Genomic DNA, 12,133 nt, shown 5'->3' with positions numbered 1-12,133 from the left:
TTTTACACTAAGCAGTGATAAATTTTGTTATTTGTACATAGTCCCTAACTGAGATCTGCTCCGGTCTTGCAAGCGGATCAATACCTAAATCACTTAATTGTGTTGCACTAAGCACAGGCTTTAAATTATTTGCAAGCGTTTTTCGCCTCATAGAAAAAGCTTTTGCAACCAATTTTTCAAGTGCTGAAACTTCGACGACAGGGTAGGGTGAAGCCTGATGAGGTATAAGACGTACCACAGCAGAATCTACCTTAGGTTTAGGATGAAAAGCCTCCGGCGGAACCTCAAATAAAGATTCAACTTCACAATGGTACTGTACTATCACAGTTAACCGGCCATAGTCCTTTGTGCCAGGCTGAGCCGCCAGGCGTTCTACAACCTCTTTCTGCAACATAAAATGCATATCATTTATAGATGCCACGTAATCCAATAAATGAAGCAACAAAGGCGTTGAAATATTGTAGGGTAAATTGCCAACGACACGCAGGCCAGAACCCCACTGACTATAGTCAACAGTCAATGCATCCGCGGGGATTAAATCCAATTTATTCTGGGCAATAGCTAATGAGCTGAGATGGGCTTGTAAATCCGTATCAATCTCAATGGCAATAAGTTTGTCCAAATATTTTAATAAAGGCTGCGTTAACGCGCCTAATCCGGGGCCAATTTCAATTACTTTGTCATCTTTTTGCAGATGTAAAGCACTAAGAATTTGAGCAATAGTATGTTGGTTTTGTAGAAAATTCTGACCAAAACGCTTACGGGGACGATGACTCACAGGATTTCACCTAAAAACAAAGCCGGCTTTTAATTGTTCCAAACATTTCATTGTAACACATTTGATATGAAACATTAGAAATAATTTAGAAAATTTTAATGATTTTCTATCTTGGTTCCTAACATTTTATGTTATTTCTTCTTTAAGCGTTCCATTCTGTTTTTTTTCCAACCAAATCGCAAAAAATGGCTTCGTTTTTGTTATAAAAAGCGCTCGCTTTTCTTGCAAACAGGGTTTCATATTGGCTGTTAAATTTTTAGCAAAAATCCCTTCTATGATCTGCAAAGTCCTGACTAACAAACTGAAAAATTAACTCATGCATTTCATTTAAGTAAAGTGGTTTATTTAAGACCTTATTCATTCCTGCTTGCAAACATTTACTTTCAGATTCGTTTAACTTCTGCGCAGTCAACCCTATAATTGGAACTTGTTCTAAATTTAGGGCCTTCTCTCTCTCGCGAATTTGACTGGCCAACTCTGCACCAGAGATACCCGGAAGTCCCAAATCCGTAATTATCAATTCAAAATCAACACTTTTTGCCAACTCCAAAGCACTCTCACCATCGGTTACAGATACAAAACGACAGCCTGTTTGAGCAACAATTGTCTCAACTAGTTTTAAAGCAACTGTATTGTCTTCAACCAGAAGAACTAAAGGAGATGTTAAAGGCAAGAAGGAGGGGTTTGTAATAGTCATTATTGTAGTCGTAAAGCAAACAGAATAACTACTGCTTTGATTGTGGCCGCCATTATATACCCAAGAAACTTCAAAATGCTATTTTTTGAAGTTTCTTGGGTATACAGATATTTTCTTAATCTTAACAATACAAACATTGCTATAGTTCAACATATAGCTTATTTTGAATACATAGATGGTATTTCTTGCTCAGCTAACATTAGCGAATCGGGAAGCCAGATTGTAGGTATGGTGAGCATGCTTAACTTAGATTAAGAAGCCTAAAGTTCCTCAAGAGGCATCCACATAGTAGACAGAACTGCAGCAAGACATACCATCCTCTCTGCTATAGCATCCTACTAGAAAAGCATGTTAGCTTAGCTGACTGTTATTATATTGAGAGAAAAATAAACATGTTAAGCCACTTGCTAGAACTGCGCAGGCGAGCTCTGCAAGTTATGGTGTGTTTTTTATCTCTTTTTTTATTGTTCTTTTTCTACGCAAATGAGCTGTTCCATATTTTGGCAAAGCCTTTAATACAAGTTTTGCCAGGAGAAAACTCTTTGATTGCGACGCAAATTACTTCGCCTCTACTGACCCCTATGCAATTAGCGTCCAATACCGCAATGCTTTGTTCCACACCCTTCGCCTTGCTGCAGCTATGGCGATTTATAGCCCCAGGACTGTATAGACAGGAACGGGTTCATTTAAAAACCTTAATTATTGCAAGTGCCTTATTGTTTTGTGGTGGTGTTTTATTCTGTTTCTATTTAATCCTGCCATTCATGTTTCAATTTTTTAGCAAGACCGTGCCTACAGGTGTGAGGTTTATGCCGGATATCACCTATACCTTGGACTTCATCACTCACATGTTGCTGTTATTCGGGCTATGTTTTCAAATACCCATTCTCTGCATGGTATTAGTTCGCTTAGATTGGCTTGATTTACAGACTTTGAAGAAATTCAGACCCTATGCCATCGTCATAGCCTTTATTCTAGGGATGCTATTAACCCCTCCCGATGTGCTATCCCAAATTATGCTAGCAATACCGCTATGCCTTCTTTATGAACTTGGGATTCTTTTGTCAGCCCTAACAATCCCCCGAGGTAACAGCAAAAAGGAAGATTGTTAAATTAACGTCAGTTATGGATAAGGACGCTATATTAAAACCGTTCGGGCTGAGGAGGCCTTTAGGCCGTCTCGAAACCTAGCACTGTGGCGCTTACTGACGTTAGCTGCTGGCTTACGATAACTGATGAATCTGAGCCTGTACCATCTTATGTATCATTCCTTCAAAATCAACAGACGGCTTCCAACCAAGAACACGGCGCGCCTTTGAAATATCAGCGACTGTTTGTGTTGTCTCAAGAGGGCGAACTAAAGCAGGGTCACTGATAACATGTTCTTGCCAATCTTGATCAACATAACTGTAAGCAAGCTCACATAGCTCACGCAGGGTGTGTAATTTTCCAGTCCCGATAACAAAATCATGCGGTTCTTTTTGTTGTAACATTAACCACATTGCACGCACATAATCAGGGGCATAACCCCAGTCTCTAGCTATTTCAAAATTACCTAAGGCAAGCTTTCCCTGAGAGACTATTGGTAGCCCTCTTTCATTTTTATCTGGAGAATTTAAAATCCCAAGTGCCGCACAAGCAGCTCCGTAGGCAATTTTCTGAGTAACAAAATGTAGAGGACGGCGCTCGCTTTCATGATTAAATAAAATACCGCTTGCGATAAATAGCCCATAGCTTTCACGATAGATCTTCACCATCTGATGTGCATAAACCTTCGATGCTGCATAGGGATTTGTGGGATTAAAGGGTGTTTCTTCATTTTGCGGACTAACCCTGGTCTGACCAAACATTTCTGAAGAAGAGGCATGATAAACCTTAGTCTCTGGGCATAGAGCCTTTACTGCCTCAAATAAACGGACAGCACCTAATCCATTGATGCATAAAGTGTTTGAAGCCTGGTTCCAAGACTCGCCTGGCCTAGATTGCGAAGCAAGATTGTAGATCTCATCAGGCCTCAACTCTTGAATAGCTCTGGATATATCAGCCTCACTGGCAATATCACCATAATACATATCAACTTTTGCCAGTGGCGATGTTTCTGCTAAACGGCTATTGCTGCGAGCAAATCCAAAGACCTTATATCCTTTCTCTTGCAGCAACTCTGCCAGAAAATATCCGTCTTGGCCTGTAATTCCAGTGATCAACGCGCTACGCATTCAATATCCCCATAAGCTCATATCTCACTGTTTTTTTACGATTAGAAAAAGGGAAAAGCAGTGAATTGAGGCCGCTATTGTCGAAATGATTTGAAGAGTTATTAACTCTATTAAAACGGCGGCCAGATTACTTTTTTTACTAAAAAAAGTCAATTTCAGTGCTCTTAATCGCAGCTGCACTTGATTTTATAATGCGTTTAAGGAGAAAATATCGCTTTTGCTATTTATAACCTACTCGACTTAAAAACTTTGCTTAGATAAATGCAAAGTTAATCAATAGAATATCTCCAGAGGAAATAAGGATTCACAATCTATGCTTACCAGCAACGCAATGCATATTGGCTTCGATATTTCCCAGACAGGTTTTGGTAAAGCTGGCTGTGGATATTTTGCTCATGCGCTAATTCAGTCCATGTTGGAACTAGCCCCAAACCATCGTTATTCATTGTATCCGAGTTTCGGTGACTTCTATTTTGACCCAAGAATGCCTATGCATAATCATTATAAAAGTGGTCATTATGGGCCCCGGCATCTTACTCGCGAACTAGCGTCTGCGTTTTGGACAAAATCAGACATTGAAACGCTGCTAAATGCACCTGATGTTATTCATTCGAACAATTTCTGGTGTCCTATCCAATTAAACACAAGCAGATTAATTTATACCTTTTACGATATGGGCTTTGCTGTCGATCCTCGATGGACTACTGAGGCTAATCGCCTTGGCTGCTTTGAAGGTGTATTTCGCTCATCGATTGCGGCAGACTGGATCGTTGCCATTTCAGAAGCATCTCGCGATCATTATTTAGAGATGTTTCCACATTTTCCGCAAGATCGGGTTCGAGTTATCTATCCTTGCTCGCGTTTTGTCGATACACAATTAGAGAGCACTCAGCCTAAAGTGCTTAAAGACATAAAACCCGAACGTTTTTGGCTCAGTGTGGGAACAATTGAACCAAGAAAAAATCAGCGCAGTCTTGTTAAAGCCTATGCGAACTATCTTAAGTTAAATGGCGACCCTATGCCCCTTGTCTTCGCTGGCGGCAAAGGATGGCTGATGGATGACTTCCAAAAATATATTCAAGATTTAAATATTCAGTCTCATGTGATATTCACCGACTATATTTCAGATGAAGAATTGATTTGGCTTTATCAAAATTGCTATGCAAATCTCTATCCCTCCTTATTTGAAGGTTTTGGCTTACCTGTTTTGGAAGGAATGCAATTTGGTGCTCCAACTATAACCTCTACCTCCACCTCTTTGCCTGAGGTAGCAGGAGACGCAGCAATATTGCTTTCTCCTGGAGAAGATGAGGCATGGACACAAGCGATGTTGCAGCTAGCCTCGAACAAAACTCAAAGAGACGAATTACGTTTGAAAAGCCAAAAACAAGCACAACGTTTTGATTGGAAGCAGAGTGCCTTAGCTTTATTGCAGCTTTATGCAGAAGCCTTGCAATCGCCTAAAAGGAAAGCCTTGGCAAATTCAAGCAATCCAATAAAAGAATGTATATGAGTATTAACATATGTTAGCTAACCTGTGGAAGTATCGCCATTTTATAACAAGCTCTATTCGTAATGAATTTGCTAATCGCTTTGCACGGAGTAAGCTTGGTGCCTTATGGCTAATTATTAATCCGCTAACCCAGGTATTAATTTACGCGCTGATCCTCACTAATGTATTAAGCACCAAACTCCCCGGCATCCAATCCAAATACAGTTATGCAATTTACCTAATGGCCGGGATCTTATGCTGGTCACTTTTTTCGGAGATTATTACTCGTTGTACCAACGTGTTTATAGAGCAAAGTAATCTAATTAAAAAAATGAGCTTCCCTCGCATTACCTTACCCTCTATTGTAATAGGTGCCTGTTTGCTCAATTATTTCCTACTGCTATTTTGCATGTTAGTCATTTTTCTTTTCTTAGGTCATCTACCCTCATTTTCTATGTTAGTCACTGTACCTTTGCTCACTCTAATAACTCTAACCTTTGCCCTGGGCATCGGCTTGATTTTAGGGGTGCTCAATGTATTCGTTCGCGATATTTCCCAAGTAGTTCCAATAGTCATGCAGCTTTGGTTTTGGTTTACCCCGATTATATATCCTGAAAATATTTTGCCGGAATCTTATCGGCATTGGTTAAGTTTTAATCCCGTCTATAACCTGATTAATGCTTACCATGATGTCTTTGTCTATGGAATCACTCCTAATATCTACAGTTTGTTAGAAACAATACTAATTAGTTCCCTCTTAATGTTGCTAGGACTGTTTATATTTCGTCGTGCCAACGCTGAAATGGTTGATGTATTATGAGTTTACTGCGAATAAATAACCTTGGAAAATCATATCGGACCTATCGTTCTGAATGGTTGCGCTTTGCATCCTGGTTTAATCTTCCGGTAAAACCTCAAGAGGAACATTGGGTTTTACGAGGAATTAACTTTGAGGTTCAACCTGGAGAGGCTATTGGCCTGGTTGGCCAAAATGGCGCAGGGAAGAGCACCCTACTTAAAATGATTACAGGGACCCTCCAACCCACAGAAGGTACTATTGAGCGAAACGGCCGCATTGCCGCCATACTTGAGCTAGGAATGGGGTTCTCTTTAGAACGTACCGGCCGACAAAATGCTCGTCATGTTGCAGGGTTAATGGGCTGTAATCTCAACGAAATTGATAAATTAATAGCTAATATTGAAACCTTCGCTGAGCTTGGCTCTTATTTTGATGAACCTATGCGCGTCTATTCTAGTGGAATGCAAATGCGTCTCGCCTTTGCGGTCGCCACGTCCTCTCGACCTGATATCCTGATCGTCGATGAAGCACTTGCCGTAGGTGACAGTTATTTCCAACATAAATGCATAAATCGTATTAGGGAGTTTCAGCAAGAAGGCACATCGCTGCTTTTAGTTTCTCATTCACCAGAAACGATTCGAGCCCTTTGCCAGCGGGGCATAATGCTTGCAAATGGGGCTATTGCTAAAATGGGAGAAGCAACTAGCGTAATGGATTTCTATATGGCAAACCAAGTATCAAGAATGGAAGCCAAAACCAGTGTACAACCCCAGATCACTGAAACAACTACTCAGCTGGATACCAGAGACTCTAAAGCGGTCCTTGCGTCAAAAACAATCGGCGGGGTTAATGTAGAAATTATTGGTGAAACCCAAATTATTCACACTGGAGATCACATATCCATTCGTGTTACAGCTGCATTCGATAACGATTATGTTGACCCACATATTGGAATTGGTATTCGGACAAAACTTGGTATTATGGTCTATGAGGCCAATACTTACACCTTGCAATACCCAACTCGCCCAGTTTCAGCAGGTGAAAAATTGTCTGTCCGTTTCAAGTTTCACTGCCGGCTAGGCCCTGGCACCTATGAACTCATGGTAGGAGTAGCCAACAAAGGTTATGACAGAGGATTATTTGAGCAAGCCTTATTTTTCGATCAATCCTTCTTGATTTTTGAGGTTGTCGAAGGCAGCCATTTTAGCTGGAGTGGAATTTATGATATTCAACCAGAATTAGAATTGGATACATAAAACTCTTCAGGCAAAACAAGACCAGATTATATAAGTTGAAGAAAATGAACCTAAATTTTTACAGAGCATTTGAAGAAAAATTTCGAGGCCCACGCCAAATTATCAAGTCGCGTCTGGAAGTTTATTTGCCTTTTATAAAGCCTTTATTAGCCTTTTATCCTGAGGCTAATGTAGTTGATCTAGGTTGTGGTCGGGGCGAATGGTTAGAGCTACTTAATGAAAATGGCTTTTCAGCCAGCGGCGTAGATTCGAATGAAGACATGCTTGAGCCCGCAAGACAAGCAGGCTTAAACGTACATCTTGGCGAAGCAATAACTTTTCTGAAAGGGCTAGCCGATGAAAGCCAGGTTATTATTTCTGCTTTTCATATTATTGAGCATATTCCTTTTGCAGATGTAGAAATACTAGTAAAAGAAGCCTTACGTGTATTACGCCCAGGTGGTATTTTAATTATCGAAACACCAAATCCAGAAAATGTCGTTGTAGGTACAGCGAATTTTTATCTAGACCCGACACATAGACATCCAATTCCTCCGCAATTATTAGGATTTCTACCAGAATATTATGGATTCAGTAAATCTAAGTTACTGCGCTTACAGGAAAACAAAGAGCTTGCCGGTGCAACTCAGCTTAGTTTGCTTGAGGTGTTTAGGGGAGTCAGCCCCGATTGCGCGGTTGTTGCTCAAAAAGAAGCAGAAGAGGATATCCTCCTGGCAAATAATGCTGCTTTTGAAATAGACTATGGCCTTAGTCTCGATAAGATATCATCAATTTATGATATGCAGCTTATGAATCTTACCAAGGAGGTAAACGTTTTAACTAAAATGCTTTGTGAATTTGAAGCCAGACAACTGACCTTTGATAAGGGATTTAATGATTTTTCATATTCTTTTAAGAAACTCGCCTCCGAACCCACCGATCAGGCAAAACAAATCGACACCCTGGCCAAAATACTGAAGGACCGGGAAATTGACCGAAAAGAACAAACCAGGCAAATCGAGGCCCTAACAACAATGCTCAAAGAGTCCGAAACAGAGCGCCTTAAACGTACACAACAGATCGAAGAAATGACAAAAACCCTTAACGAATTAGAAGCTGATCGTCAGGAGCGCTTCAACCAAATAAAGAGATTGTCTGCCTTACTTAATGAAAACGAAGAACAGCGTATTGCGCGTCATAAAGAAACCAGAGAATTAGAGCTTCTAGCTCAGGAAATGAATATAAATCAAAAGATTAAAGAGTCTACTAAGTTAAATCGCTTACATTTCAGGGCTCAAGCAATTATTCATTTTTTATCAAACCGCGCCCCCCGAATCATCCGTAACAAACTTTTGCAAAGGAAAAACTGATGGCAGAACGCATAGAGACGGTAGCAGTTGACCTAACTCCTGTACTTCCTGGCGGAGAGAATGGTGGGGCAAAAATCTTTGTTCTTGAATTACTCAAGCAACTTGCGCAGCTAGCACCTAAAACTTCATTTATCCTTTTAACCCAGGAAAAATCCCATAGCGAACTAAAGGCTATGGAGAGTGAAAATATTAAATGTATTATGGTCTTAGGTAACTCAGTAAAGTCACTCCCCTTATTTAATAAGCTGATGTCAAGTTTACAAAAATTACCTTACATCGGTCGTAAACTAGGACGATTAGGTTATCGACTTTATACGATGTTAAAACGTAAACAAGCCCATTCCGTTTTAAAAGAAATCAAGGCCGACCTGCTTTTTTGTCCTTTTACTGCACCGACTTATTTCGAGGCAGGCGTGCCTACTGTTTGCACGATTTATGACCTGCAATACAAAACCTATCCCGAGTTTTTTAGCCAAGAAGAGATAATACACCGTCATCAAACCTTTATTGATGCCTGTCGTAACTCATCCATGCTGACCGCAATTTCTGAATATTCTCGACAATCTGCAATTAAGTATGGCGAACTTAACCCAGAAAAAATACGTACAATTTATTTACAAATGGCTCAGCGCATTTTGCCTAATGAAGGGCAAGATCAGACTATTCTGGATCGTCTTGGTCTAACATCAGAACAATATTTGCTCTACCCTGCAAATTTTTGGAAGCATAAAAATCATGAGATGCTGCTTACTGCTTTTGGTATTGCCTCTAAAGATAAGCTGCCTGCAAATATCAAATTAGTTTGTACCGGCGCCGAAGGCCTTAGACATTCCTGGTTGCAAAATGCGGCGGCAAGTATGAACCTTAGCGATCGTATTATCTTTCCAGGATTTTTAACCAATAATGAATTAGCAGTACTAATGTCCCATAGCTCTGCCGTTGTATTTCCCTCTCTCTATGAAGGGTTTGGTCTCCCCGTTATTGAAGCGATGGCCTCAGGAACTCCTGTTGCCTGCTCTAATCTCACGTCACTACCTGAAATTGCAGCAGATGCAGCCCTATTATTTAACCCGCGCATTCCCACTCAAATTGCAGAAGCACTTGTCACATTAACCACTGATAAGGCCTTAAGAGAGAAACTCATAGTAACAGGCAAGGAACGTGCGAAATTGTTTTCCGACTCAAAACTCATGGCTCAAGAATATTGGGAGCTTTTTCAAACCGCTATACGAGAGAAATCACAAGATACTCAACTAGCAGGTGATGTTGCATTAAACGAGACAACCACGAGTCAATTGAACTAAGTTAGAGGTTTCAGCCAAGATGAAAATCAGCATTATTACTCCGTCTTATAATCAAGGCCAATTTATTGAACGCACCATTTTAAGCGTAGCCAACCAAGCTGGGGGAGAAATTGAGCATGTTGTTTTCGATGGAGGCAGCACCGATAATACTGTTGAAATTCTAAAAAACGCTAGCTCCTTACATAGCTGGGTTTCAGAAAAAGATAAGGGGCAGACCGATGCTGTCAATAAAGGAATTGCTGCAACAAGTGGCGAGATTATCGGCTGGTTAAATTCTGATGATATCTACTATCCAGAAGCCATAGCCTCTGTTCTTAATTTCTTTGCAGAAAACCCTGACATTGATGTGGTTTATGGTATGGCGGATCATATTGATCTGGATGATCATGCCTTTGAAACTTACCCCACAGAACCTTGGAGTCTTGAGCGCTTAAAATCTGTTTGCATTATCTGCCAGCCCGCGCTTTTTTTCAGGCGTAGAGTAGTAGAAAAATATGGCTTGCTTGATACTTCACTTAATTACTGCATGGATTATGAGTATTGGCTCAGGCTCGGCAAGGCAGGGGTTAAGTTTGCCTACCTAGAAAAGAAACTAGCAGGATCGAGATTATATGCGGACAATAAAACACTGGGCTCAAGAACCAAAGTGCATGCTGAAATAAATGGAATGTTTAAAACAAAGTTTGGTCAGGTACCTCCTGTTTGGCTAATTAATTACGCGCATGCTGTTACTGAAAGCAAAATAGTTAGAGAAAAGCACCCCATTTGGTACTTATCTTCGCTTTTAATTACATCCGTATCCGCTTCGATACATTGGAATAAAAAACTATCATTTGGCTTCATAAAAATGATTATGAAATTAGGCATGGATCCAATAAAAGGAAAATATATAACCCCTTTAAAGAAAAAGATTTTAACCTCTTTTTCTAAATGACTCTGATGCCATTAGGACGCACCAATGCTGCTGTTTGACTATTTATAATGTGTTTAGTAACATCACCGGCATTGTGCTAAGACAGCCCCCCCTATTAGGATGTATCCGTTCAGGGTGAAAGTTTGAATCTTGGTGAAAGTTTGGATTTGAGTGCAGGTTGCGCTAAATACAGACTATTCTGTGAATAGGGCGTGAACGCTTACATTAGGATAGATATGACAGTTCTTGTAACAGGTGGCGCAGGATTTATTGGAAGCAATTTTGTATTAGACTGGTTCAAAACAAACGATGAACCCCTAATTAATTTGGATAAGCTGACTTATGCAGGCAACTTAACAAATTTAGCTAGCCTTAGTACCGACTCCCGGCATATTTTTGTAAACGCTGACATTAATGATTCCGAGCAAGTCTCCCAATTACTCAGAAAATATCAAGTTCGAGCCCTTGTTCATTTTGCAGCTGAAAGTCATGTTGACCGTTCTATTCAAGGTCCAGAAGAATTTATTCAAACAAACATTGTTGGAACTTTTCGCCTACTGGATGCAGCTCGTAACTATTGGAATCAACTAAGCGGACCAGCAAAGGATGCTTTTCGTTTTCTGCATGTCTCAACAGATGAGGTTTATGGCTCACTTTCACCGGATGCCCCTGCGTTTACGGAAATGAACCGCTATGAACCCAATAGCCCTTATTCTGCGAGTAAGGCAGCATCAGACCATTTAGTTCGTGCCTATTACCACACCTATGGTTTGCCAGTATTAACGACAAATTGCTCAAATAACTACGGCCCACACCAACACCCCGAAAAGCTAATACCTTTGTGTATACAAAATGCGTTGTTGGGTAAACCTTTGCCAATTTACGGAGATGGACAACAAGTTCGCGATTGGCTGTACGTTAGTGATCATTGCACGGCTATTAGAACCGTTTTAGCACAGGGTCGTTTAGGGGAGGTTTACAATATTGGTGGCTGGAATGAAAAACCGAACATTGATGTAGTCAATATGATTTGCAGAATTTTGGATGAACTAGCGCCTCGCAAAGATGGTGGTTCATACTCATCACAAATTTGTTTTGTTCCTGATAGAGCAGGTCATGATCAACGTTATGCAATTGATGCGAGTAAAATAGCTCTTGAACTCGATTGGAAACCTAGTGAAACTTTTGAGTCAGGGATTTTAAAAACAATTCAATGGTATTTGTCCTCTTGTTGAATATGTTTAGAAATTTGTTATTGAATAAGAAGATCTTATTGCTTAAATTGCCAATTATCCTACAAGATTTGTTGTTTATATAAATCTATAGTTA

General features: G+C 40.2%; 11 protein-coding genes. 8 read left to right on the top strand and 3 right to left on the bottom strand.

Annotation, left to right across the window (positions count from 1 at the left end):
- Nucleotides 1-7: 7 nt before the first annotated feature.
- Both rsmA and BN1094_RS02535 read right to left on the bottom strand, forming a co-directional pair.
- Nucleotides 8-778 carry a 16S rRNA (adenine(1518)-N(6)/adenine(1519)-N(6))-dimethyltransferase RsmA gene (rsmA, locus tag BN1094_RS02540; RefSeq protein ID WP_043872825.1) on the bottom strand — a complete coding sequence of 257 codons (771 nt, stop codon included), beginning with the start codon at nt 776-778 and terminating at the stop codon, nt 8-10.
- A gap of 256 nt (nt 779-1,034) precedes the next feature.
- Nucleotides 1,035-1,475 carry a response regulator gene (locus BN1094_RS02535; RefSeq protein WP_043872824.1) on the bottom strand — a complete coding sequence of 147 codons (441 nt, stop codon included), beginning with the start codon at nt 1,473-1,475 and terminating at the stop codon, nt 1,035-1,037.
- A gap of 392 nt (nt 1,476-1,867) precedes the next feature.
- Between BN1094_RS02535 and tatC the strand changes: the two genes are divergently transcribed.
- Entirely contained in the window at nt 1,868-2,587 is a 720-nt protein-coding gene (gene tatC / locus BN1094_RS02530) for a twin-arginine translocase subunit TatC (protein WP_043872823.1), read from the top strand.
- Between the two features lie 111 nt (nt 2,588-2,698).
- On the opposite strand, the gene BN1094_RS02525 is transcribed toward tatC, so the two are convergent.
- A complete protein-coding gene (locus BN1094_RS02525; RefSeq protein WP_043872822.1) occupies nt 2,699-3,691 on the bottom strand; it encodes a GDP-mannose 4,6-dehydratase in 993 nt (330 codons plus the stop codon).
- Between the two features lie 313 nt (nt 3,692-4,004).
- Between BN1094_RS02525 and BN1094_RS02520 the strand changes: the two genes are divergently transcribed.
- The 7 genes from BN1094_RS02520 (at nt 4,005) to rfbB (ending at nt 12,039) form a co-directional block, all read left to right on the top strand.
- The gene (locus tag BN1094_RS02520) at nt 4,005-5,204 is read left to right on the top strand and encodes a glycosyltransferase family 4 protein (protein WP_218054597.1); all 1,200 of its coding nucleotides are present in this window, start codon (nt 4,005-4,007) and stop codon (nt 5,202-5,204) included.
- A gap of 10 nt (nt 5,205-5,214) precedes the next feature.
- On the top strand, nt 5,215-6,003 hold the full coding sequence (locus tag BN1094_RS02515) for an ABC transporter permease (RefSeq protein WP_043872821.1): 789 nt from the start codon (nt 5,215-5,217) through the stop codon (nt 6,001-6,003).
- Nucleotides 6,000-7,238 carry an ABC transporter ATP-binding protein gene (locus BN1094_RS02510; protein ID WP_043872820.1) on the top strand — a complete coding sequence of 413 codons (1,239 nt, stop codon included), beginning with the start codon at nt 6,000-6,002 and terminating at the stop codon, nt 7,236-7,238. Before BN1094_RS02515 ends, BN1094_RS02510 begins: the two co-directional genes overlap by 4 nt.
- Nucleotides 7,239-7,282: 44 nt before the next feature.
- Nucleotides 7,283-8,587, top strand: coding sequence for a class I SAM-dependent methyltransferase (locus tag BN1094_RS19135; RefSeq protein WP_081934947.1), 1,305 nt, complete (start codon nt 7,283-7,285; stop codon nt 8,585-8,587).
- On the top strand, nt 8,587-9,891 hold the full coding sequence (locus BN1094_RS02500) for a glycosyltransferase family 4 protein (RefSeq protein ID WP_081934945.1): 1,305 nt from the start codon (nt 8,587-8,589) through the stop codon (nt 9,889-9,891). Before BN1094_RS19135 ends, BN1094_RS02500 begins: the two co-directional genes overlap by 1 nt.
- A gap of 19 nt (nt 9,892-9,910) precedes the next feature.
- A complete protein-coding gene (locus tag BN1094_RS02495; protein WP_043872819.1) occupies nt 9,911-10,825 on the top strand; it encodes a glycosyltransferase family 2 protein in 915 nt (304 codons plus the stop codon).
- 215 nt (nt 10,826-11,040) lie between these two features.
- Nucleotides 11,041-12,039, top strand: a complete 999-nt coding sequence (gene rfbB / locus BN1094_RS02490) for a dTDP-glucose 4,6-dehydratase (RefSeq protein ID WP_043872818.1) — start codon at nt 11,041-11,043, stop codon at nt 12,037-12,039.
- The last annotated feature ends 94 nt before the right edge of the window (nt 12,040-12,133 follow it).

The sequence above is a fragment of the Legionella massiliensis genome (genome assembly GCF_000756815.1).
In the GTDB taxonomy this organism is placed as follows: Bacteria; Pseudomonadota; Gammaproteobacteria; order Legionellales; family Legionellaceae; genus Tatlockia; species Tatlockia massiliensis.
Note: the sequence above shows the minus strand (reverse complement) of the source record. Positions and strands in the feature narration are given on the sequence as shown.